Source organism: Clostridium sp. CS001, assembly GCF_020443565.1.
GTDB lineage: Bacteria > Bacillota > Clostridia > Clostridiales > Clostridiaceae > Clostridium_AD.
Map to the genome: position 1 here is coordinate 22097 of NZ_JAIZZN010000004.1, position 24078 is coordinate 46174.

Sequence of the window (24078 nt, forward strand, 5' to 3'; positions counted from 1 at the left end):
AAACTATGTACAAAAGAATACTTTATAGATTTTAACACAATATACGAACAATGCTGTTACTTTTAACAATATTGTATGTTATAATATAAATGAAATTTATTAGTATTAAAATATGTAACTTTGGAGGCAGAATATGAGAAATTCTTATAATACACCATTAAACAGTAGATATGCATCAAAAGAAATGAGTTATTTGTTTTCAGATGACATGAAATTTAGAACCTGGAGAAAGCTTTGGGTGGCACTGGCTGAAGGCGAAAAGATATTAGGAGTTAATATTACAGAAGCTCAAATAGAAGAACTTAAATCCTTTGCAGATAACGTAAATTATGAAGTTGCTGAGAAAAAAGAAAAGGAAATAAGACACGATGTAATGAGTCATGTTCATGCCTATGGAGTTCAATGTCCTAGCGCAAAGGGTATTATTCATTTAGGAGCTACTAGCTGCTATGTAGGGGATAATACTGACTTAATAGTAATGAAAGAAGCTTTATACCTAGTTAAGAAGAAATTAATTAATGTAATCAGCAAAACATCAAAGTTTGCATTAAAATATAAAGATGTACCTACCTTAGGCTTTACTCATCTACAGCCAGCACAACTAACTACTGTAGGTAAGAGAGCTACTCTATGGATTCAGGAACTAGTAATGGATCTAGAAAACTTAGAATTTGTAATAGATAATATTAAAATGCTAGGAGTTAAAGGAACTACAGGCACTCAAGCTAGCTTTATGAATTTATTTGACAATGATGAGGAAAAAGTAAAAGCTCTAGATAAATACGTGGCTAATAAAATGGGTTTTGCAAATATTTATCCAGTTACAGGTCAAACTTATTCTAGAAAACTTGACTCTATAATATTAAATACATTATCTGAAATAGCACAAAGTGCTTATAAGTTCAGTAATGATTTAAGACTACTTCAAAGCATGAAAGAAGTAGAAGAGCCTTTTGAAAAAAGCCAAATTGGATCTTCAGCAATGGCTTACAAAAGAAATCCTATGCGCTCAGAAAGAATTAGTTCACTCTCAAGGTATGTTATAGTAAATTCATTAAATCCTGCGATAACAGCTGCAACACAATGGTTTGAGAGAACACTTGATGATTCAGCTAACAAGAGAATATCCGTTCCTGAAGCTTTTCTAGCCCTTGATGGAGTATTAAATCTATACATAAACATAGCTGAAAACATGGTGGTATATGAAAAAGTTATAGCTGCACATGTTAGTAATGAGCTTCCATTTATGGCTACAGAAAATATTCTTATGGAAGCAGTTAAAAGGGGCGGGGATAGACAAGATCTTCATGAAAGTATTAGAGTTCATTCTATGGATGCAGCAAGACGAGTTAAAGAAGATGGCTTAAATAATGATCTTATAGAAAGAATTATAAAAGATGATTGCTTTAAGATGTCAAAAGAAGAAATTCTAGCTGTAATTGACCCGGTTAACTTTGTAGGAAGGGCGCCAAGCCAAGTTACAGAATTTATAGCGGAATGTGTAAATCCTATATTAGAAGCTAATATGGATGCTTTAGACGTAGAAACTTCTATAAACGTGTAATAATCGAAAAATCATAAATATAATTAAGAATCATAGAAATTAGATATAAAAAGCTATCAGGCATATAGAACTGATAGCTTTTTAATATTAGGTATATTTATAGCATAACCATAACTAAATAAGCTATAAATTACACTTACAACGAAATAAATATGTAAAAATAAAATAAACATTTAATTATTTATTGAAATAAGCAGGATTTTGACCCCCTCTTGTAGAATAATAATGTCGTGAAATGTAAGTTTCACGACATTATTATATTTTTGGAGGTAATCATGAAATCCTATATAAATAGTAATTATAACAACGAACTTCCACAATTTTTAAATGATTATTTAAATTATTTATCTACTATTAAAGGCTGTTCTAACGCCACTCTTGCTGCATATACCATGGATTTATCACTACTACTAAAGTTCTTAAAAATGCATAAAGGATTAGTTCCCTTAGAAAAAGAACTAAAGCTTGAGGAAATCACCATTAAGGATCTATCTTTAAATACACTAAAAACCCTTGATTTACAAGATCTATACGCTTTTATCTCCTATGTGGGAAGCCAAAGAGCTAATGGAAACTATGCTAAAGCCAGAAAAATTGCAGCTATAAAGTCGCTATTTAAGTATTTGACCACCAAGGCTAAGGTTTTAAGTAAAGATCCAACCTTAGAAATGGAATCCCCTAAATTAAGCATAAGAAGTCCGGTTTATTTAACCTTAGATGAAAGTAAAACACTATTAGACGCCACTAACACAAGGCATAAGCACTCCGTTCGTGATCATAGTATTATTACCCTATTTTTAAATTGCGGCCTCAGATTATCTGAACTTTGTAGTATAAATATATCAGATATGAAAAATGATACATTGTCTGTTATTGGCAAAGGAAATAAAGAACGCACCATTTACTTAAACAAAGCTTCACTAAGAGCAATTTATAGATACTTACCTATTAGAAATGCAGATATAGAAAGAATTCATGTTGAAGATAAAGACGCTCTTTTTATCAGCGGTAAATATGGAAGAATAAACAAACGAACTGTAGAAAGAATTGTGAAAAAGCATATTGAAAGTGCTGGCCTTAATAAGGATAAATATACTCCTCATAAATTAAGGCATACCTCTGCAACCCTCATGTATAAATATGGAAAGGTTGATATACGAAGCCTACAAGAAATTTTAGGCCATGAAAATATATCTACTACTCAAATTTATACTCATGTAGATAGCGATGAATTAAGAAAAGCTGTTAGGTCCAATCCACTTTCAGATGAATAAAAATAAGAAAAGTATATATTACAATGATTGCTACAATTTAATAAAGCAATTGTAATATATACTTTTCTACCTTAATCTATGGGTATTAGAACTTCTTTTTTATACTCTTTTTAATACTATAAGACCAGGAAATTCTTCATGAAGTAACCCTGAATTATCCCCTTCTTCTTCAAGTAATTCTCTCGCACCATCAATGTCATCAATATATTCCCATACTTCATTATTTTCGGGTATAAATCCATCACTGTTTAGTTTAAAGAAATCGTCCTCTGCCGATACTAAATCGTATTCTTCTATATTGGATAGTTCTTCAATTGGATCTTCCAAATCCACATCAACTTCAGTCTCATCCTCAGTTTCATTTTCACTTTGGAGCTTAACTAAATTCTCAGATAAATCAATTTCATTCTTATTATAAACATTACTTTCTAACCCTTCAAGATCTTTGCCCTCGAAAACTTCATCAATTTTAATAGCTTTAACATCGTAGCCTTCAAGTTCTAGACATTCTCCACAATTATTACATTTCTTATTTGAATTTAATTCGCAGATTTCACACTCTCCACAATTGACACAAACTCTCTTTTCATTAAATATACAAATTTTAGACATACAACACCCCGCTCCAATCATTTATAATACCTTCATAATAGACCATTATAACAAAATAGGTTTCATTTATCAAATAATAATGACTTTAAATATTATTATTTATGAACTATTCCTTCTAGTCCCTAATATATCTGTGGCTATAAGAGTACTCCAATATGTATCTGTATAATTCACACAAACTGTTTTACTAACATATATAAATATGCTACTATTAATTTATATATAAACTGCATTTAAAAATAATGCAAAATAAGGAGTGTTATCTTGAGTAAACTGCAAAGCAACAGCCACAGAAAAATCCCTCTTTTAGATAAAGTAGGTTATGGGTCCGGAAACTTCAGTACAGGTGTTGCTAATCAGGTTATAGGAACCTATTTAGTTTTTTACTGCACAGCTATTCTTAATATTTCTGGTAGTCTTGTTGGTTTGGCTGTAAGCTTAAGTATAATTTGGGATGCTATTACTGATCCTTTGATGGGTTATTTTTCAGATATGACAAAATCTAAGGTTTTTGGCAGAAGACATCAATATATTCTTATTGGTGGTATAGGACTAGGTATCTTTAATTACCTTTTGTGGAATATAAGCTTAGGGTTATCAGATTACTTAAAATTCGCTATTATATTCGCCCTTATTCTTGTAATCAAAACCTTCAGCACAATGTATGTAACACCCTATACTGCTCTCGGTGCTGAGTTATCTAATGATTACAATGAAAGAACTACTATTCAAGGGATTAAAACTATTTTCTTTCTTCTTGGATTGGCTTTTGTATCAGTTTTTGGAATGTTTGTTTTTTTTCGTCCTACTTCAGAGTTTCCTTCTGGTCAACTAAATCCTAGTTCATATAGTTCTATGGGTCTATTTTCCTCAATTCTAATTGTTATTTTTGCTTTGATTTGCTTTTACTCAACAAAAAAATATATTCCTATTCTAAGTGGTCATGCTAATAATGCAACAAGCGATGCAAAACTAAAAACTTTGTTGTTGGCCTTTAAAACGATTTTTCTTAACAAAAGCTTTAGATATGTAGCTTTTGCATATATGTTTACAAATATAGCTTCAGCATTAGTTGCAAACACAGGGTTACATGTGTTTACCTACACCTTTTCACTAAGTAGTCAGCAAATTGCCATTATCGTTGGAATACAGCTACTTGTTTCCATATTATCTCAGCCAGTATGGTCCCTAGCATCTAAAAAGTTAGATAAGAAGCCTTCAATGGTTTTAGGTATTATACTTTGCATTATAAGTAGCCTATTTTTTCTTTTACTAGTTCTCATGAAGAGCCATGTAATGGGTAATGCATTTTATTTCATTCCATTTTCAGTACTTGCTGGTTTTGGTACTGGTGGATTATTTACCCTGCCTCTTTCAATGGTTGCAGATGTAATTGATTTAGATGAACTTAATACTGGAAAAAGAGCTGAAGGAAGTTATTATGGTTGCCTAACATTGTTTTATAAACTCTCTCAATCAATAACATTGCTACTTATAGGTTTTGTATTGGATTTAGTTAAATTTGACGCCAACTTGCCACTTCAAGCTGAAAGTACTGTAATCACTCTTGGCTTAATGCTAAGCATAGGGTCAGGGATAAGCTTTATAGCAGCGCTTTTAAGCATCTCTGGCTATAATCTTAATAGATCTCGCGTAGAGGATATTCAAAGAAAGATTGCTGAAAAAAAATAATGTACGCTATAGCGTAGACCTTTTAAATTGTCTATTCTATAGTGTACATTTTATTCCTTCTGAAGATTCATAAAGCAAAATTTAAATTTAAATCAAATTCTTACACATGCCACTTGCCACGTGGGTGGCACTACTCTCTATAATAATCAACTTGATTCACAAAACTGTTTTCTATGCTATGAGGAAGTGGTAAATCCATCATTGTTCTGAGCCCTGACCTACTAGCGATTACTTGGGGAATCATGTTTACAGCTATAGCGATGGTTCCTATTCCACCATGTGTTTCAGGTTTTATTGCCAAGTGAAGATCTGCATCTCCTTTTATATGTATGTAATCTCCCGTATCCACTGCTTCCGCTTCTGGATGTATTTGTTGTAGCTGCTCTAAAATTATAATTGGTTTTCCATTCTTTGTAGCTATAGCTATGTGATCACAGCCAGCTACCATGCCTGGTTCAACCTTAACGCAGGTGGTTTCTCTAAAAGTATTTGATATTATTGGTTCCCTAGTTTCAGTTATATGATCATACTCAAGACCTAATGCTTTTGCTATCATAGGTATAGATTGTTCATAGCCTATATGACCAACTATTGATCCATCTTCAATTCCAGCATCAAATTCTTCTAGCGTTAATCCCACTCCTTGAGTTCTCATTACAGTTGGACCAAATGGTGATAAATCATTTATTCTTTCCGCTCTTATAGAGGTTACACTTCTGCAGCAGGCAGAAACCGTAATTATTAATGAATCTAAAACAAATCCTGGATTAACCCCTGTACCTAAAATTGTTACATTATTTTCTTTACTAAGTCTATCGAGTTCTTCTGATAATTCCTTATGAGAAATATATGGATAAGCCATTTCTTCTGCAATAGTGATGCAGTTTTTACCACTTTCCACTATTTGTCTTATTGCTGGATATACTTCTTTTGCAAAAGAATCTATAGAAAGGATAACAATATCGGCTTTTGTTTTACTCATTAAGATTTCTGAGTCGTTACCAACGAAAACTCCTAAGTTTTCGGTATGCAAAACTTCGCCTAAATCCTTGCCTAGTTTTGTTGGATCCTTATCTAATGCACCTACAATTTCAATGCCCTTTTTAGTAAGTATCATTTTAGAAATACCAGTCCCCATTGCCCCAAGTCCCCATACTATAACTTTAACATTTTCCATTTATATATTCCCCTTTTAATTATAATTATATTTAAAAGATATAGGAGCCTTATTCTCATTTATAATTTTAAAACTACTTTAAATTAAAGACTTTAGTAATTATTAGAAAACCACATCCCCATTAAATATAGGAATGTGGTTTTAAAGAAACCTACTTATTACTATAATCTTATCTTAATTATTTTATTATTTTATTATCATATAACATTACATTTATTAGTTCCTTCCCTTTACTAAGTCTCTAACGTCTCCAAGTATTGCTCTAGGAACTGGTAGGTCTAGCATTGTTTTAAGGCCTGCTGTTGCATTCATTACAAGTGGAATCATATTAACACATATAGCTATTGTTGCAATTCCTCCTGGTATTTCGGGTTTTATTTGAAGGTTAAGGTCTGGAACTCCTTTAATTGTAATGTAATCTCCAGTATTAATATTCTCCATCTCTGGTTTGATTTGTTGAGGATGTTCCATTGTGATAAATAGCTTATCTCCTAAATCTGCAAATCCTAATTGTTTACATCCTGCAACGTCACCAGCTTTTACTGAAACAATATCAGTGCTACGAGGAATAGTTGTTAAAATTGGTGATTTTTCTTGCCTGATATTATTAAGCTTAATGTTAAATGCTTCTTCAAACATTCCAAATGATTGTAAGAATCCAACGTGTCCGTCAATTGTATTGTCTTTAACCCCTTGAATAAATTCTTCTTCTTTAAGGCCTATACCCTGCTCAACCATAACTGCTCTACCAAAGCAAGCTAGATCATTAACTCTAGTAGCATTTATGCTATCAACGCTATCACAAACTCCTGTAAGCATTATAGCTACTAAATCCATTATAAATCCAGGGTTTACGCCAGTTCCAAGTATTGCAACATTATTTTCTTTAGCAATCCTATCCATTTCATCTGATAATTCTGGGTCTAGTGCTCTTGGGTAGGACATTTCTTCAGCGGTCGTAACAACATCCATACCAGCTTCCGCAGCCATTTTTATTAATGGAAACACAACTTTTGTAAAAGAAGCTGTAGCCATAAGACAAACATCTGCAAAACCTTTGTTTATAACTTCTTCAGCATTATTTGTAACTATGCAAGAATTATCCTCATTAGCCGTAACTCCTAATACTTCATAAAGTTTTTTGCCTACTTTACTCGGATCCATATCAATAGCACCTACGATAGTAAATCCTTCTTTGCCAAGCACCATTGAAGCAATACCACTTCCCATTACACCTAATCCCCACACTGCAACTCTTATCTTGTTTTTCATAGTAATTTCCCCCTTAATAATTTTATATTTTATTCATTAATGCAATATTTTTCAACATATGTTGAAGTCATTAATGATAGCAATGCTCCATAATCTATTTTAAAATCCACTATGTCTCCAACTTTTAATTCTTTGGTACAATCAGTTACGTCTAGAATTAAATGGTCACTGCTTGCACCAAAGATACTTATATTAGTGTCAATTGGAGTTAACCCCTCAACCCTTACATCTTGTCTTCCTAATGCTATAATAGCTCTTCTTCTTATGCCCTTATCTTCGAAGGTAGGTTTGTTTCCAAAAGCGTCCATTCCAATAGTACCTGTTGGCATAGTTGGTTTACTCTTTATTTCAACAATTTCACCCTTTAGTGTAAAAACATCTTCATGACAATTAGGTACTAAAAGCCCATAGGCAGTTTCTCTGCCAAGAACTATTGACTCTCCAATTCGAAGCTGAGTAATTTCTTCTGGTATAGTATCATTAATAACCATATATAGACTACTAGAATTCCCCCCTGAAACTACAGGCAAACTTATATTAAAGGTTTTTTCTATATTATGTTTTAATTTTATAAGTTTGCCCAAGTTTACTTCATCAGGAATTACTCCACCATAACATGTAACATTGGTTCCTATGCCAATTAACTTAATGTTTTCTAGTTTTACTATTTCCTCTACAGTTACCATTGCATCTTCAATGAGAACCCCTTCTCTTAAATCTCCTAAATCCACCATTAGTATAATGTTATGAGTTTTGTTTAAATCCTTTGCACTATCATTAAGCCTTTTAATGGTAGCAAGCTCTGAGTTTAAACTTACGTCACTATACGTAACAACTTCATTGGTTTCGCTAATCATTGGAACTCTAAGAAGCATCTTTTTACAATCTAAATCTTTAAGTTTTTTTAAATTTAGCATTCTAGAATCTGCAACTGAGTTAACTCCCCCACGAAGCATAGCATTTACCATAAATCTGTCCGCACAAAACACCTTAGTTACTGCGGCAACCTCTATATGCTTTTTATTACACATGGCTAGAATTGTCTGTACATTATGTGTTAACTTTGCCAAGTCTATTTCCACACATGGATAAATTTTTTCCATATAGATACTCTCCTTTTTCTAAACTGGATCGTTACCTTTATTAATTTCCATATTGCTTGTTATTCCTAAACTTTGAATTAATAATGCTTTGGCAACATCTTTATTTTCCCTGCTTAAAACTCCTGCACAGGCCATTATATAGTTTTTATCTAGTAATACCTTAGCACTTTTTCTAGGGAGCATCGTAACTTCATCTTTTAAGTATCTTATTCCTAGAAGCAAGTCTTCTCCTTTAGGAAGCCTTGTAAGTGCACCTCCAGTGCCAATTATATATTTAACCTCAGATAAATCCTTACCATAAGCCACAAACCCACTTTCACCATCATATTTTCTTTTTATAAATCCTACATGCCTATCTATTGAAACATCTAGGGCTTTTTTCGTTAGTAGGCTGCTTGCATTTATATCCAAAGCTTCCATTGGTATAGGTTTTATGTGTGCAGTTATGTTCTCTTTAGTGAATTCCCCTAAATCACGAGTATCAAGTAGCTCTATTACATTTTTACTATTAATAAAAACCCCTAGATCTCCTTCTACAGTTCTTTTAGCTTTGGGTTCAGGATTTACTAACATGTCTAAAACTACAGTACTTCCATCAGTAACTGAATGTACATCCGTTGTAGCTCCTCCTACATCAAAAACCACTAAGTCCCCTATAATATCATATAATACCTTAGAACTTTCCATAACAGCTCCTGGTGTTGGCATTATGCTACCATTTACCATTTCTTTTATCTTATTCATTCCTGGTGCTTTTATGATATTTTTTTCAAAAGCTTCTTGTATTACTTTTCTTGCAGGTTCTACATTTAGCATATCAACCATTGGGTAGACATTATCAATTACATAAAGTTCTTGACCCTCAAATATATCTTTTATTTCTTCCTGATTTTCAATATTTCCGCAGTATACAATTGGCTTATTGAATTTTTCTGCACTTATAAGTTCTGCATTATGAAGAGCTGTCTCCCTTTCACCATAATCTGTGCCACCGGCAATCATTATCATATTGGGATTTATATCATGTATTCTCTTCATATCACTTTTTCGCATTTTACCAGCAGTAACCATCTTTATAATACCACCAGCGCCAAGCGCTGCTTCTCTAGCCGCCTTAACAGTCATTTGCTCCATGAGTCCGTGAACGGTTATACGAAGCCCACCAGCAGCACTTGAGGTTGCAAGCATTTTGTCCCAGGTAATTGATTCCTTTATTTGATTTTCCATATCAATTATTGCATCTTTCAGCCCTATAGTTACATCACCGTCTATTACTGTAGTGCAACTCTTTCCTTGAAAAGGAATCTCTACAACAATCTGTCCATTAGCATCATATCCTGTATTAAAAGCTGTAACTAAAGTAGTGGTGCTACCTATTTCAGCAACTAGATAATCTACCTTCACAAGAACTCACTCCTTCTATACTTCTTCCTCTTCTTCGTTATCAGGAATACCCATTAATTTTTTAATTATAAATGAGGCCACTGCTGTACCGTTTGATCCACGTCCAAAACCAACATCCATACCGTTTGCTTTGGCTATTTCATCTGTTACTTGTGTACCACCAGAAATAAGTATGATTTTATCTCTTACTCCTTTTTCTATGCAAAGGTCACTAAGCTTTCTCATGTTTTTTATATGCACATCATTATGAGAAATAATTGTACTGCAAAGTATTGCTTGAGCTTTTGATTCTATAGCTGCATCTACTAATTTTTCTATTGGACATGAAGTTCCAAGATAGATTGCTTCTATACCAAATCTTTCAACTCCACCATGCTTTATATCTATAACTTCTCTAAGTCCCACTGAATGCTCGTCTTCACCAACTGTTGCAGCTGCAACTTTTATTGGGTTCTCTTTTACATAATCCTTCATAACTTGATTTGAAAGTACTTTTCTTCTCTTTGGAAGTACTAATTCATCTCTTTTTACAGGAGTAAAGTCACAAACACCTTTAATTTCTACAAGGCAACCTTCAGCCTTTTGAAGTACTTGTTTATGCAGAATTTCCACATCTTTAAGATTCATTCTCTTACCCATTTCAATGGCTGCTGCTTCAGCAATTTGTTCGTTTTCTGGTATAAATAAAGTAATCTTCACGTACCCATCTTTAGCCCATTGAACTTCTGGAACCACTGTTCCATCTTCTTTAACCCGTTCCATTCTCTTAAATACATTATCATTCTCATCTAATTCATCTATATATTGAATCTTTGAATGATTGCATAGTGTACATTCATGTATAGGATCACAAGCTTTGTTATATTCCTCTGGAACATTATTGTATCCAAAATGAGCACAAACTGGTGCAAAATAGTCTTTATCTCTCAAAACTATTGTATCAACAGCATCTCCACCATCCATTTTTCTTGCAATGCCGTCTCCGTTTCTTTCTGGATACTCACCTGAATCTATGAAAAACCCAGCATCAACTGCTTTAAAATATCCGCCTTCCTCTATCATTTCTTCTAGGAATAATATTGCTCTTTCTTGTATTTCTCTGGTCTTTTCAGGTAAATAACCTTCTTTTTTAAGTTCTATCATGTCCATTAACCCATCCATACCTAAGAAAGACTGTTTTGCAGTATTTATAGCATGGATATTGTTATAATGCCATGGAACATTACGCCCTTCATCTGGTGTTATAGTACTTTGGATATCAGCTGAAGTTAATTCTGAGATTAACAAATTCATTGTATGTCCAACTGTTGCTTCTCTTTCACAAGACTCAATATATTTTGTATTCATTTGAGCTCTCATTTTATACTTTTTAAAGAATTCTCTTAGTGCTACGGCATAAGGCAGGTCATATCTCATACAAGGTGCTGGTGCTGAAGTTGGTGGTACAGTTGATAATGAAATGTTTTCTGGTTTCATTCCTACCATTTCTGAAAACTTTGAATTTATAGCATGTTGCACCATGAGTTCAGGCATTACTTTGTAACCTTTCATTGCTGTTGCATTTGCATTATGAGCACCATCTATTTGGAGCATTTCTGCCCAAGACATTACACCTTTTGCAACTGCGGCATCTACAAAGGATCTATACATATTAATATTTCTATAAAGCACATTGTATTGCGGATCTTGATGAGCTCCATTCATGCCTTCTTCTGCAAACATAACTGCTACATCAGGGCCAGCAACTCCTGATACATAGGAGTGGAAGTTGATTTTTCTGCCTACTTCTTCTTCTATTAAATCAATAGCTTTTCTTGTTGCTCTAACTTCTTTTCTTGTTATTGGAACTCCACCAATTCCTTCTGGGCTTCCTTCAAGTAATCCATCAAAATGACTTTGTCCCATAGTTCTTATAACCATTAAATGATCTGCGCCATGCCATGCTGCCATTCTCATTCTTCGTATATCATCTTCAAATCTTCCTGAAGCTATTTCTGTTGTGATAACCGGTTTTGGCTGTGGGTCTATACCTTCAAAACTTCTTGCAGCAGGAAGACCATGACTTTTCTTTAATGGGGCTGATATTTCACGATATGTGAATTCCCCCACTTTTCCTTCTTTATACTCTTCTCTCCAGTGCCAACCTCTCCATTTTGGCTCATACTTATCTAAATCTTTTAATATCTCTTCTACATTAAGTTTTATGTTTTCTTCTAATCTTTGAGTCATTATTTGTCACTTCCCTTCATTTTTTCAGATACAACGTCCCATCCTTTTCCAGTAGCTAATTCTTCTCCTGCTTTAAGATAATCTATGTTCTTCATTTTTGCATAAGTTAAAATAACATTTCCAATACCTTTTCCAAGTAAGTTCCACTTTGTGCCATGATCAATTAATGGTTTTGCTTGCAAACTTGAAAATCCCATTCTAAGTACTACGGATCTTTCAATAGCTGGTGATGTATGAGTATAAGCTAAATCAACAATAGGTTTTACAATTTCCTCAGTTAAGCTCCAAAATCTATCATACAATTGCTCCCCGGTTAACCCTTTTAAATGTTCTCTTCTTATTTGAAAATCATCTTCTCTTTTCATAAATAAATTCCTCCTAACATATTGGTATAATTAACATATTTTAACGTTATGTTGTTCTAATATTTCGACTACTTTTTCTATGCTCATATTTGTTTCTACAGCTAAAAACTCAACATCAATTTGCTCTACTTTATTATCTATCACTTTGTTTAGAATGTTTTTCATATAGGAATTCTTTAATCCATCCATATCTATATCTGTAACTGTTACTTTTGATGGATGAGACGGGATCACTATATTTTTACCAGGTACTTGCTCTTTAGGATCACCCACATAAACTTCAATACCATTTTCTTTTGCAAAATTAAGCTGAGGTATTAAATGTTTTCCAGCCCCTGTATATTCAGTTTCTTGAACAACTATTATAGCTTCGTCATCATATTCCTGAGCAAGCGCAAAAGCTGCTGCCAAGGAGGTGTTTCCTGCAGGCCCTCTTTCTAGCCCTTCAATCTGAGCTAATAGTTCAGTCATCCAAAACACTTCCCCTTGAGTGACTGTTACATATCTATCCAAGTACCTAAGGGGTCTAGCCGCACTCCTAGGTACATCTGATCTATCTGGGTTGGTCACAAATGGTATCCCAAAGCCTGTATGCCCAGTTGTAAAGGATTTCTTATTAAAGTCTATGTCAGATGCCATATGCAGACCTGAAAGATCAACGGATGCGCCTATTATTTTTGTTTTTACAGCACCTGCCTTAATAAGCCCTCTTGCAGTGCCTGTAACATTTCCCCCACCAGCATTAGTTATAATAACTGCTTCTGGGTCTTTACCAAATCGTTCTCTACACTGCTCAGCTATTTCATAACCTAAAGTTTCGATACCTGCTATTCCATAAGAAGAATATAATGAAGCATTATAATACCCAGTATCTTCAAGTATTTTTAAGTAAGTATAAAATAATTCAGGCCCTACAGTAAGTCTTACAACCTCTGCTCCAAAACCCTCACACTTTCTTCCTTTTTCTAATATTTCAGGTTGTCCTACTTTCTTTGAATCATAACATTCGTTTGCTATAACGCATTTAAGTCCCCTGATATTAGCTTGTGACGCAACTGCTGATCCGTAATTCCCTGAAGTGGCTGCTCCTACACCAGAGTACCCTCTGTTCATTGCATCATATACAGATATAGCCGCTCTTCTGTCTTTAAAACTTCCAGAGGGGTTACAACTTTCATCCTTTACAAATATTCTAGCTGCGCATCCATTCTTAGAAACCTTTCTAGCAAGCTTTGTAAGATTTTTAAGTTCTAATAGGGGCGTATTTCCTACCCCGACTTCCTTTTGAATTTCTTTAACCTCTTCTAGGCAATATCCTACATCCTTCATAAGTCCTTCATAATCAAAGGAAAGCTTTCCAGTTTCATATTTGTTATAATCTATACCTATAGATTTAAGAATTATTTCATTCTTTCTTTCCATAAGCTTTTCATATTTATTCACTATCTTCAACCTCCTTTAAAACTAGGTTTAAAATTATTATTTTACTTAGCCATTATTTCTTTAGCTTGCTTTCCTATATTGCTTACTTCTTGAACATATTTACCATAAGTATGATAATAACCTGGCTCTATTTCTACAACGGTTCCACTGGCAATTCTACCTACGTTGGTTTCAATTTGTACTGTTCCTGTGAGTTCACAATCACTAAGGCAATTTCCTCTTGTCCAACATTTAAGAGGAGTATTCTTTGTCTCATCTGGTATATTCTTAGCTCTATCTTCTGGTACTAAAACAATTTCTTCAACTTCAACCCAGGTGCCTTTTTTTATCATAATTTTCACCTCCAAAATTATTATTAGTATTATTGAAAGTCTTTAATTACTACAAAGCAATTATCATGCCAAAAACAAACACATGCATTTAAGCCATTGCTTAAGTGCATGTGTTTGTTTTTGGCAAAATATTCTGCATATTCTTTATATATAGAAAATTCAAGCTTATATTTCCTAGTTACCTAGCTATCTTTAAGTTTTTTGTATTGCAAAATATTTTGCACAAATAGCAAGTATTTTTGCTCATTTTAAAATTCCTCTGTTATTTTAAGTATTTTAATTTTATATTGAAGATTTTGCCTTGAAATACTAAGTTCTCTAGCAGTTTTACTAACATTATAAGCATTCTTTTTTAATGCTCTTTCTATTATACTCTTTTCTATATTACTCATATATTCTTCTAAATCAAAGTTTTCATCCTTATTGGTTTTTATATTATGACCATTATTACCATTCTCGTAGGTTATTCTAAAATCAAAATAGTTTTCTGTTAATATGGAATTATAGTCTGCCATGTTTATAGCAGCTTCAATAACATTTGTTAGTTCTCTTATGTTTCCTGGCCAATTGTACTCTTGAAGCTTTCGCATCATAACTTTGTCAATGCCCATTATATTTTTACATATAATTTTGTTATACCTTTCAATTAATCTATCTACAAATATAGGAATATCATCTTTTCTCTCCCTTAGTGGAGGTATATTTATTCTCATTACGCAAAGTCTATAATAAAAATCTTTTCTTAACTTTCCACTCTCAATAAGCTTCTCTGGTTCCTCATTTAATGTAGCAATTATTCTTACATCGATATCAATATCTTTAGTACCACCAATAGGTCTTATATATCCCTCTTGAAGCACTCTTAAAAGTTTAGATTGAAGATATGGCTCTAAAGAATTTACTTCATCTAATAAAATGGTTCCATGATTTGCTTCTTCAAATAATCCTTTTTTATTCTCCGCCCCAGTGAACCCACCTTTTTCTGTACCAAAAAGCATTCCCTCAAGTAATAGAGCAGGAATAGCTGCACAATTTATAGGTATGAAAGGCTTATCTTTTCTGATGCCATCATAATGAATACTTTGAGAAAAAACTTCTTTACCTGAGCCAGTTTCTGCATATAATAGTACAGATGAACTTGACATACTTGCCTTTTTAGCTTTTTCTATAGCACCTTGCATAATTGGATTATTGCTATATATATCACTAAAAGTATAATGAGTACTTAATTTCTTATCCAGATTTTGCAACTTGCAAATACTTTCAGTCAGCTCTTTTAGCTGTGTCATATCCTTAGCTATTTCAATAACTGCTATAATCTTGTTATCTATTGTTACTGGCACAGTAGTATTTATAGTGGTAACTTTCTTCTTATAACCATTGCCATAGTGTTGTATTAATCCTACAATTTTTTCACCGGTTTTTAATACATTCATAAGAGTGGAATCAGCCTCTTTTACATCCTCTAGGTACTCACTAACCTTTTTACCTATTACTTCACTGCGATGTACACCTTCTACTTTTCCCATTGCACTATTATAATATATAGTTTTGCCTTCACTATCTACAACTTGAATTCCTTCTTCCAAATTTTCTAATAGACATTCTAATATTTTTTCTGTGTTTGGACTTTTACTATCCATATTTTCCTCCTAAATGAAACAACTAATCTTTATAATAATTATTTCTTATCATTAAGAAAGACATCTACCTAAGCAGATGCCTTTGCTACTAAATTACCACAGTAACTAGTAAAGAGGATATTTCCTACATAATTGCACTACTTTTTCTTTAATTAATTCTAAATTCCCTTCTCTATTTTCTATAGTTTCATTCATAAGCTCAGCTATTATTTTCATTTCTGCTTCTTTGAATCCTCTTGTAGTTACTGCAGGAGTTCCAATTCTTATACCGCTTGTAATAAATGGACTCAATGTTTCATTTGGTACAGTGTTTTTATTTACTGTAATGCCCACACGGTCTAATAACTTTTCTGCTTCTTTACCCGTAATATTTTTATTTGTTACTTCTATAAGTAAAAGGTGATTATCTGTACCACCAGATACCAATTTAAATCCGTATTTAATAAGTTCTTCTCCAAGTACCTTTGCATTTTTAACTACTTGATCAATATATCCCTTGAATTCTGGCCTAAGAGCTTCTCCAAAACAAACTGCTTTAGCTGCTATAGTTTGCATTAATGGTCCACCCTGCATGCCTGGGAAAATTGATTTGTCTATTTGTTTTGCATATTTTTCTTTGCATAAAATTGCTCCGCCTCTAGGTCCCCTTAATGTTTTATGAGTTGTGGTAGTAACAAAGTCTGCATAAGGTACTGGTGATGCATGGGCTCCTGTTGCAACAAGTCCCGCAATATGCGCCATATCTACAAACATGTATGCTCCTACTTCATCACAAATCTCTCTGAAAATTGCAAAATCAATAGCTCTTGGGTAAGCAGATGCACCAACCACTATCATCTTAGGGTTATGTTCTTTAGCTAAAGCTCTGACATTTTCATAATCTATAGTCTCCGTTTCTAAATTAACTCCATAAGAAATAAAATTATACAATTGTCCTGAAAAGTTTACTGGGCTTCCATGAGTTAAGTGTCCTCCATGACTCAAATTCATACCGAGTACTGTATCACCAGGTTTTAGCACTGAAAAATATACTGCCATATTAGCTTGTGACCCTGAATGAGGTTGTACATTAGCATGTTCTGCTCCGAATAATTCTTTCATTCTGTCCCTTGCCAAATCTTCAACTTTATCAACTATTTCACAACCACCATAGTATCTTTTACCAGGGTATCCTTCTGCATATTTATTAGTTAATATTGACCCATTTGCCTCCATCACAGCTTTGCTAACAAAGTTTTCAGAAGCAATAAGCTCAATATGATCTTTCTGTCTTCTATTTTCCGCTTCAATAATTTCATATACTGCTAAATCGCTGTTTTTTAAGTTTTCCATCATTCTTATTCCATCCCTTCATGTTTTATTCAAGATCTAATAAAATGCTTATAAATATTTTTTAAAATTAATACAAATATAATCTATCCTCTTAAAAATATAGATTATAATTATATTATAAAGCTTAATACTACATTTATCAACATAAACAGGCAAGTATTCTGAATTATGTGCTAAGTGCCACTATTAGTGTAATTTAATACATTTAGTAATACCTTCATGTAAATAATTTAATTTTCTAACTAATATTAAATTATGAGCTTTATGGTATATAATGATAGTGCAAATTTAATATTGAAAGGAGATCTTATGTATACTGACGATATAATTCATGTAGCTGCTGAAGCTGGTAAAATCATATTAGAAAACGGTGGAGAAACCTATAGAGTTGAGCAAACAATTGAAATGATCTGCAAATCTTATGGCATACCCCGTACAGAAAGTTTTGTTACACCTACTGGTATTATGATTTCTATAACTAATAGTGAAAATCAAACTATTTCATTAATACGACGAATAAATTCTAGGACAGTTAATCTTAGTAAGGTCTCTATGATAAACAACCTATCTAGAGAAATAGCTTCAAATCCAATGTCCATGGGTGAGATAAGAGAAAAAATTGATATTATTAATAATTTGAAACCCTATTCACAAAATACCACTACACTTTTTTCTGCTTTTTCTGCAGGTTTTTTCACCTTACTTTTTGGTGGTAATTATAAAGACTTTTTTGTAGCCTTTATCATTGGAGCTCTTATAAACACTTTGATTGGTTTTTTAGGTAAATACGATGTAAATAGTTTCCTAAAACATATGCTTGGTGGTGCAGTGGCTGCTATTATGGCTCTAATTGCTACCTCTCTTAATTTAGTAGGTAATATGGATACTATAATAATCGGATCTATAATGATACTAGTACCAGGTCTCGCCATAACAAATGCAATAAGAGATACAATTGCCGGTGATTTAGTTTCTGGGGTGTCAAGATCTGTGGAAGCACTATTTATAGCTATTGCCATAGCTTCCGGTACAAGTGTAGTTTTTAAGATATGGTTCTTGATATTTGGGGGTGCTCTTAAATGATTTTAAATTGTCTTTATGCCTTTTTAAGTTCCCTTGGTTTTGGAGTTCTATTTAATATTAAAGGTAAAAACCTAATAATAGCCTCTGTGGGAGGCGCTCTTGGGTGGTTTACATACCTTTTATCTGGAAAGCTTCACCCCTCAGCAATTTTTTCATTATTTCTTGCTGCAATGGTAGTGAGTATTTTTTCAGAAATAATGGCTAGAGTATATAAAACACCTGTTACCATATTTATAATCTGTGGAATTATACCCCTTGTACCTGGTGGAGGGATGTATTTTGCCACTCTTGAAGCAGTAAAAGGGAATTTAGATATTTCCTTATCAAAAGGAATTCAAACTCTCTTTAGTGCAGGTGCTATTGCAATTGGAATAGTTTTTGTGTCTTCTATAAGTACAATTTTCAAAAAAATAAAGAAGTAAAATTTTACTTCTTTTTTTACTTTAAAAACATAAGGAAAGTTGAAACTAACTCATCAACTTTTTCTTCTTCAACAGAATCATTTTCACTTAGAAGACAGTTTTTTGTATATCGCTCTAAAATAAGGCCACCAACTTTATTCATAGCAGCCCTTGCAGCCGCAACTTGCACCAATATATTTTTGCAACAAGCTTCGCTCGAAACCATTTTTTCTATACCTTTAACTTGGCCCTCAATCTTTCTTAGTCTTATTTGAATATCTTTCACTAGTTCATCATTCATTGATTTATTTTCTTCTTGTATAATTTCATTAGTTTCCTTTACCATTTTATCACTCCTATATTTAATATAATAGATTAATTCTAATAAATAATTGGCATACCCCGTATAGGTATTATTTACAATACTACCACCATTGCAAATAAAAATCAAGAGTTAAATCATAATCTGCGATGCTGCAATATTTGTAAAATGTAAAGATAAAAGGAGTATAATGTTTTGATATTATACTCCTTTTACTTAAAATATATTCTATTAGACTACTACTTATTTTTCTGTGTTTTTTCGATACCGAGTTCAGTAAGCTGTTTGTCATCTACCATGTTTGGTGCTTCAGTCATTGGACAGAAAGCATTTTGATTTTTAGGGAAGGCTATAACATCCTTAATATTTTCAGTTCCCGCTAAGAACATTATCATTCTATCTAGTCCAAAAGCAAGTCCGCCGTGTGGTGGTGGACCATATTTAAAGGCCTCTAATAAGAATCCAAATCTCTCCCATGCTTTCTCCTGTGTAAAACCTAAAACTTTAAACATAGTTTCTTGCAATGCAGAATCATGTATTCTTATACTTCCTCCACCTAATTCTTCACCATTTAACACCATATCATAAGCTTTAGCACGAACTCTACCTGGCTCTGACTCTAGATATTGTAAGTCTTCATCCATTGGCATTGTAAAAGGATGATGTGCTGCCACATATCTATTTTCTTCTTCATTGTAATCTACTAGTGGGAATTCTGTAACCCATACAAAGTTAAATTCCTTATTATCTTTTAAGATTTCAAGTTCTTTAGCTAATTGCAATCTTAATGCCCCTAATGTTTGTAATACAATACTGTCTTTATCAGCTACTATAAGTACCAAATCTCCTGGCTTTGCATTAACTTTGCAAAGTATTCCTTTCATTTGCTCCTCACTTAGGAACTTAGATATAGGTGATTTTATTTCGTCTTCTTTATAGGCAATCCACGCAAGACCCTTTGCTTTGTAGGTCTTAACAAATTCACCTAATTTGTCTAATTTCTTTCTGCCCATATCTGCAGCGTTATCAACTTTTATAGCACGTACAGAACCGCCGTTATCTATGGCGCCTTTAAATACTACAAATTCACTTTCTTTTACTTCTTGCGATATATCAACTATTTCCATTCCAAATCTTAAATCTGGTTTATCTGAACCATATTTAGACATAGCTTCTGCATAGGTAATCCTTTTTATAGGAAGACTTACATCTTCATTTACTACTTCTTTAAATACTCTTTTGATTAAAGCTTCATTTACAGCCATAACATCATCTTGCTCAATAAAGGACATTTCAATATCCACTTGTGTAAACTCCGGTTGCCTATTTGATCTTAAGTCTTCGTCTCTAAAGCATCTTGCCACTTGGTAGTACTTATCATATCCAGACACCATTAATAATTGTTTAAACAGTTGTGGTGATTGTGGAAGTGCATAGAACATTCCTGGATAGTTTCTACTTGGAACTAAATAGTCACGAGCACCTTCAGGAGTACTTTTTGTAAGCATAGGTGTTTCTATTTCTAAAAATCCATTTTCATCTAAAAAGTCACGAACCACCTTAGTTGCTTTATGACGTATCATAAGAATTTTTTGCATATCTGGTCTTCTTAAATCAAGATATCTATATTTTAGACGTATGTTTTCTGATGCATCTAAATCTTCTTTTATATATATTGGTGGGGTCTCTGATTCAGATAATATCTTTATGCTTTCTCCTTTAAGTTCCACAAGTCCAGTTGGCATATTTTCATTTACAGATTCTCTTTTAACAATTTCACCTGTTACAGCTATGCAATACTCTGGTTTTACTAAGTCTGCTTTTTCAAAAGCTGCTTTGTTTATCTTTTCGCCAAATACTAACTGTAGTAATCCTGTTCTATCTCTTAAATCGATAAAAACAAGACCTCCTAAGTTTCTTTTTCTTTGAACCCATCCCATTACTGTTACTTTATTTGATATGTGTGTTTCTCTAAGGTCTCCACACATGTTGGTTCTTTTTAAGCCTTCTAACGCTTCTGCCATTTTATTTCCATCCTTTCTTAGCTCTTAAGCCTTTATCTATTATTCTTAATCCTTAAGACTTAACCTTAAGCATTAAGCTTTAACTATATTAATAATGTCTTCTAATTTATCCAAGTTAATTTGCAACTGCTCTCCATCACACATTCTCTTTATTTTAGCGGTTCTACTTAGGATTTCATCCTCACCTAAAATAATTGTAAAAGATGATTCGATTTTATTAGCATATTTCATTTGTGCTTTTACGCTACGTTGCATATGATCACATTCACACTTAATTCCATTTTCTCTCAAAGCATTTACAATCTTAATTGCCTCATACTTTGCTTCTTCATTCATAGAACCTACGAAGAGTTCCATGTACTTTTCCTTAGGAATTTCTATACCACTTTCTTCTATAGACATTAGTAATCGTTCTATTCCCATTCCAAAACCCATAGATGGAAGTTCTGGTCCACCTATCTCACTAATTAAATTATCATACCTTCCACCACCACATATTGCAATACCATTTTTATCATGTACTTCAAATACAGTCTTGCTATAATAATCAAGTCCTCGTACTATATGGGTATCAACTGCAAAATCTATATCCATAATTTCAAGATACTTTTTCAAATTTTCAAAGTGCGTACTGCATTCGTCACATATGTAATCTAAGATAATAGGTGCATCTTTAACTATTTCTTTGCAGCTATTAACTTTGCAATCTAGAATTCTTAGTGGATTCTTTTCAAGTCTACTTACACAAGTTCCGCAAAGTTCTTCATGTTTAGTAAACAAAAATACTTTTAATGCTTCATTATATTTTTTTCTACAATGTGGACACCCCATACTGTTAATTTTAAGTTGCACACCTTGTATTCCAAGTTCTTTATATATTTTCATGACAAGGCTAATTACCTCAGCATCAATAGAAGCTTCCTTTGAACCGCAAACTTCAACTCCAAACTGATGATGTTGCCTATATCTTCCCTTTTGCATTTTTTCATATCTAAAACAAGGTGTAAAATAATATAATTTTGTAGGTTGTGCTTCATTGAAGAGTCCATGTTCTATAAAAGCCCTTATTGCAGGCGCTGTTCCCTCTGGTTTTAGTGTAATACTTCTTCCACCCTTATCTTCAAAGGTGTACATTTCCTTTTGTACTACATCTGTAGTTTCGCCTACTCCTCTTACAAACAGCTCAGTACTTTCAAACATAGGTGTTCTGATTTCTTTGCAACCATATACGCTGCATAGTTTTCTAAATAAATTTTCTACATACTGCCATTTATAAGCATTTTCGGGTAACATATCCTTAGTGCCCTTAGGCGCTTGAATTATCATAATGTTCCTCCTTTACCTTTCTAGCTATACAATGTATCTAGAAGTTCAATCTTCTTATTTATCATCTCGTCAATTCTTTCTATATAGCCTTTAATGTCCTTAAGATTTGCAAATCTTTCGTGTCTGTTTTCTTCTAAAAATACAACCTTACAAACTGCATCTGCACCAAGTGCAATAATTGTCTGTTTTTCTTCTATCATTTGAATATTGTATATCCCTTCTTTGGAAGGTACAGCATAACCAATATTCTCCATGATGCCCACCATATTCTTCTGTCTATACATATAATAAGGTTTCATATTGAGTTTTCTAGAGAGTTCCACAGTATGCTCATACATTTCATTTAATTCTTCTTGGTCTGGAATCTCAAACTGCTGATTATTAAGCATGCTTTCATGAAGCCTTGAACCTTTTTTTATAGACATACCATGAATTGTAATGCTATCAGGTTTAATTTTAAGTATTTCCTTACAAGTTTTTACCATATGTGAAATGTTCTCTCCTGGGAGACCTACTATTAAATCCATATTTATATTATCAAAGCCTAGTTCTCTAGCCATGTGAAATGTTTGGCATACGCTATGTGCAGAATGATTTCTTCCAATTAATTTAAGGGTATCATCATTCATAGTTTGGGGATTTATACTTATTCGATGCACTCCATATTCTTTCATTGTACTAAGTTTTTCAAAAGTTATACTATCTGGCCTTCCACATTCCACCGTAAATTCCTTTACGTTACCCTGCTTAATAAATGCCTCATAAATACACTTCATTATAATTTCAAATTGCTGGTTATTTACAGATGTAGGAGTTCCACCTCCAAAATATACACATTCAACATTGAGATTCTTTTGTTTAACATATTCACTAATACTTTCAATTTCATGGGATAAAGCAACCAGATAAGTATCCACTATTCCTTTAAAAGTTCCAATAGGGCTTGAGGTAAAAGAGCAGTATACACATCGAGTAGGACAGAAGGGCATGCCTATGTAAATACTTATATTATCTTTTTTTGTGTTTACAATGTTTTTTTCGAACTTTGCAACATCAATACAAAGTTGTGCCTTATCTTCTCTAGTTAAATGCTTTTCTTTAAACTGCTCTACTATACTCTCTTCTGAATCTCCCTTTTGTAATAGCTCTAGCGCTTTTTTTGAAGGCCTTATTCCTATTAAAGTACCCCAAGGTAATTCTTTACCTGTAATTTTAAAAAACCATAAAAAAACAGCTTTTTTAACTTCGTCTTTAAGCTTATTTGATTTATTAATTGAATACTTAAACTCTGGAAAGCTGCAATGAGGCAAGTCACAGTACATCTCCACTGTATTTTCCTTAACATTAATATTGTAATTAGAATCTTCCTCTACAAATTTAATATCAGGAAAGAAAAAAAATAAATTTATTATTTGAAATACATCATATCTATATTCTACGTTATTCAATTTTACTTTAATCATTTTAGCTCCTTAATCAA

At 33.0% G+C, this 24078-nt stretch carries 20 protein-coding genes; 5 read left to right on the top strand and 15 right to left on the bottom strand.

What is annotated here, in order from left to right; all coding sequences use genetic code 11:
• Window positions 1–133 precede the first annotated feature (133 nt).
• Both purB and LGK97_RS04130 read left to right on the top strand, forming a co-directional pair.
• On the top strand, window positions 134–1564 hold the full coding sequence (purB, locus tag LGK97_RS04125) for an adenylosuccinate lyase (protein WP_226258483.1): 1431 nt from the start codon (window positions 134–136) through the stop codon (window positions 1562–1564).
• Between the two features lie 275 nt (window positions 1565–1839).
• Complete coding sequence (locus LGK97_RS04130; RefSeq protein ID WP_226258484.1) at window positions 1840–2838, top strand: tyrosine recombinase XerC; 999 nt, start codon at window positions 1840–1842, stop codon at window positions 2836–2838.
• A 99-nt stretch (window positions 2839–2937) separates the two neighbouring features.
• Here LGK97_RS04130 and LGK97_RS04135 read toward each other — a convergent pair whose 3' ends face one another.
• Window positions 2938–3450: a hypothetical protein gene (locus LGK97_RS04135; protein WP_226258485.1), complete on the bottom strand. Its 513-nt coding sequence runs from the start codon at window positions 3448–3450 to the stop codon at window positions 2938–2940.
• A gap of 264 nt (window positions 3451–3714) precedes the next feature.
• On the opposite strand from LGK97_RS04135, the gene LGK97_RS04140 reads away from it, so the two are divergent.
• A complete protein-coding gene (locus LGK97_RS04140) occupies window positions 3715–5142 on the top strand; it encodes an MFS transporter (RefSeq protein ID WP_226258486.1) in 1428 nt (475 codons plus the stop codon).
• 130 nt (window positions 5143–5272) lie between these two features.
• Here LGK97_RS04140 and ord (LGK97_RS04145) read toward each other — a convergent pair whose 3' ends face one another.
• The 10 genes from ord (LGK97_RS04145) to glyA all read right to left on the bottom strand — a co-directional run bounded on the left by ord (LGK97_RS04145) (window position 5273) and on the right by glyA (window position 17445).
• Entirely contained in the window at window positions 5273–6319 is a 1047-nt protein-coding gene (gene ord / locus LGK97_RS04145) for a 2,4-diaminopentanoate dehydrogenase (RefSeq protein ID WP_226258487.1), read from the bottom strand.
• 216 nt (window positions 6320–6535) lie between these two features.
• Window positions 6536–7591 carry a 2,4-diaminopentanoate dehydrogenase gene (gene ord, locus LGK97_RS04150; RefSeq protein WP_226258488.1) on the bottom strand — a complete coding sequence of 352 codons (1056 nt, stop codon included), beginning with the start codon at window positions 7589–7591 and terminating at the stop codon, window positions 6536–6538.
• 29 nt (window positions 7592–7620) lie between these two features.
• Window positions 7621–8694 carry an ornithine racemase Orr gene (gene orr / locus LGK97_RS04155; RefSeq protein ID WP_226258489.1) on the bottom strand — a complete coding sequence of 358 codons (1074 nt, stop codon included), beginning with the start codon at window positions 8692–8694 and terminating at the stop codon, window positions 7621–7623.
• 18 nt (window positions 8695–8712) lie between these two features.
• Entirely contained in the window at window positions 8713–10098 is a 1386-nt protein-coding gene (locus LGK97_RS04160) for a GlmL-related ornithine degradation protein (protein WP_226258490.1), read from the bottom strand.
• A 15-nt stretch (window positions 10099–10113) separates the two neighbouring features.
• On the bottom strand, window positions 10114–12327 hold the full coding sequence (gene oraE / locus LGK97_RS04165; RefSeq protein ID WP_226258491.1) for a D-ornithine 4,5-aminomutase subunit OraE: 2214 nt from the start codon (window positions 12325–12327) through the stop codon (window positions 10114–10116).
• Window positions 12327–12692, bottom strand: coding sequence for an ornithine aminomutase subunit alpha (locus LGK97_RS04170; protein ID WP_226258492.1), 366 nt, complete (start codon window positions 12690–12692; stop codon window positions 12327–12329). Before LGK97_RS04170 ends, oraE begins: the two co-directional genes overlap by 1 nt.
• Before the next feature lie 30 nt (window positions 12693–12722).
• Window positions 12723–14135: a 2-amino-4-oxopentanoate thiolase subunit OrtB gene (gene ortB, locus LGK97_RS04175; RefSeq protein ID WP_319001547.1), complete on the bottom strand. Its 1413-nt coding sequence runs from the start codon at window positions 14133–14135 to the stop codon at window positions 12723–12725.
• A gap of 41 nt (window positions 14136–14176) precedes the next feature.
• Window positions 14177–14467, bottom strand: a complete 291-nt coding sequence (gene ortA / locus LGK97_RS04180) for a 2-amino-4-oxopentanoate thiolase subunit OrtA (RefSeq protein WP_226258493.1) — start codon at window positions 14465–14467, stop codon at window positions 14177–14179.
• A 248-nt stretch (window positions 14468–14715) separates the two neighbouring features.
• A complete protein-coding gene (locus LGK97_RS04185; RefSeq protein WP_226258494.1) occupies window positions 14716–16110 on the bottom strand; it encodes a sigma-54 interaction domain-containing protein in 1395 nt (464 codons plus the stop codon).
• Between the two features lie 105 nt (window positions 16111–16215).
• Window positions 16216–17445: a serine hydroxymethyltransferase gene (gene glyA, locus LGK97_RS04190; protein WP_319001548.1), complete on the bottom strand. Its 1230-nt coding sequence runs from the start codon at window positions 17443–17445 to the stop codon at window positions 16216–16218.
• 306 nt (window positions 17446–17751) lie between these two features.
• Between glyA and LGK97_RS04195 the strand changes: the two genes are divergently transcribed.
• The gene (locus LGK97_RS04195; protein WP_226258495.1) at window positions 17752–18525 is read left to right on the top strand and encodes a threonine/serine exporter family protein; all 774 of its coding nucleotides are present in this window, start codon (window positions 17752–17754) and stop codon (window positions 18523–18525) included.
• Window positions 18522–18947, top strand: coding sequence for a threonine/serine exporter family protein (locus tag LGK97_RS04200; protein ID WP_226258496.1), 426 nt, complete (start codon window positions 18522–18524; stop codon window positions 18945–18947). The genes LGK97_RS04195 and LGK97_RS04200 overlap by 4 nt, the downstream gene beginning before the upstream one ends.
• A gap of 16 nt (window positions 18948–18963) precedes the next feature.
• On the opposite strand, the gene LGK97_RS04205 is transcribed toward LGK97_RS04200, so the two are convergent.
• From LGK97_RS04205 to LGK97_RS04220, 4 genes are all read right to left on the bottom strand, one after another.
• The gene (locus tag LGK97_RS04205; protein ID WP_226258626.1) at window positions 18964–19227 is read right to left on the bottom strand and encodes a metal-sensitive transcriptional regulator; all 264 of its coding nucleotides are present in this window, start codon (window positions 19225–19227) and stop codon (window positions 18964–18966) included.
• A gap of 260 nt (window positions 19228–19487) precedes the next feature.
• Window positions 19488–21272: an aspartate--tRNA ligase gene (gene aspS / locus LGK97_RS04210; RefSeq protein WP_226258497.1), complete on the bottom strand. Its 1785-nt coding sequence runs from the start codon at window positions 21270–21272 to the stop codon at window positions 19488–19490.
• Window positions 21273–21344: 72 nt separating this feature from the next.
• Window positions 21345–22598, bottom strand: a complete 1254-nt coding sequence (hisS, locus tag LGK97_RS04215) for a histidine--tRNA ligase (protein WP_226258498.1) — start codon at window positions 22596–22598, stop codon at window positions 21345–21347.
• A 20-nt stretch (window positions 22599–22618) separates the two neighbouring features.
• Window positions 22619–24061, bottom strand: coding sequence for a coproporphyrinogen III oxidase (locus LGK97_RS04220; protein ID WP_226258499.1), 1443 nt, complete (start codon window positions 24059–24061; stop codon window positions 22619–22621).
• Window positions 24062–24078 lie beyond the last annotated feature (17 nt).

What these genes read in the sequence shown, in the direction of transcription:
- purB (WP_226258483.1), top strand. Translation starts at nt 134, where the DNA reads ATGAGAAATTCTTATAATACACCATTAAACAGTAGATATGCATCAAAA.
- LGK97_RS04130 (WP_226258484.1), top strand. Translation starts at nt 1,840, where the DNA reads ATGAAATCCTATATAAATAGTAATTATAACAACGAACTTCCACAATTT.
- LGK97_RS04135 (WP_226258485.1), bottom strand. Translation starts at nt 3,450, where the DNA reads ATGTCTAAAATTTGTATATTTAATGAAAAGAGAGTTTGTGTCAATTGT.
- ord (WP_226258487.1), bottom strand. Translation starts at nt 6,319, where the DNA reads ATGGAAAATGTTAAAGTTATAGTATGGGGACTTGGGGCAATGGGGACT.
- ord (WP_226258488.1), bottom strand. Translation starts at nt 7,591, where the DNA reads ATGAAAAACAAGATAAGAGTTGCAGTGTGGGGATTAGGTGTAATGGGA.
- orr (WP_226258489.1), bottom strand. Translation starts at nt 8,694, where the DNA reads ATGGAAAAAATTTATCCATGTGTGGAAATAGACTTGGCAAAGTTAACA.
- oraE (WP_226258491.1), bottom strand. Translation starts at nt 12,327, where the DNA reads ATGACTCAAAGATTAGAAGAAAACATAAAACTTAATGTAGAAGAGATA.
- LGK97_RS04170 (WP_226258492.1), bottom strand. Translation starts at nt 12,692, where the DNA reads ATGAAAAGAGAAGATGATTTTCAAATAAGAAGAGAACATTTAAAAGGG.
- ortA (WP_226258493.1), bottom strand. Translation starts at nt 14,467, where the DNA reads ATGATAAAAAAAGGCACCTGGGTTGAAGTTGAAGAAATTGTTTTAGTA.
- LGK97_RS04185 (WP_226258494.1), bottom strand. Translation starts at nt 16,110, where the DNA reads ATGGATAGTAAAAGTCCAAACACAGAAAAAATATTAGAATGTCTATTA.
- glyA (WP_319001548.1), bottom strand. Translation starts at nt 17,445, where the DNA reads ATGATGGAAAACTTAAAAAACAGCGATTTAGCAGTATATGAAATTATT.
- LGK97_RS04195 (WP_226258495.1), top strand. Translation starts at nt 17,752, where the DNA reads ATGTATACTGACGATATAATTCATGTAGCTGCTGAAGCTGGTAAAATC.
- LGK97_RS04200 (WP_226258496.1), top strand. Translation starts at nt 18,522, where the DNA reads ATGATTTTAAATTGTCTTTATGCCTTTTTAAGTTCCCTTGGTTTTGGA.
- LGK97_RS04205 (WP_226258626.1), bottom strand. Translation starts at nt 19,227, where the DNA reads ATGAATGATGAACTAGTGAAAGATATTCAAATAAGACTAAGAAAGATT.
- aspS (WP_226258497.1), bottom strand. Translation starts at nt 21,272, where the DNA reads ATGGCAGAAGCGTTAGAAGGCTTAAAAAGAACCAACATGTGTGGAGAC.
- hisS (WP_226258498.1), bottom strand. Translation starts at nt 22,598, where the DNA reads ATGATAATTCAAGCGCCTAAGGGCACTAAGGATATGTTACCCGAAAAT.
- LGK97_RS04220 (WP_226258499.1), bottom strand. Translation starts at nt 24,061, where the DNA reads ATGATTAAAGTAAAATTGAATAACGTAGAATATAGATATGATGTATTT.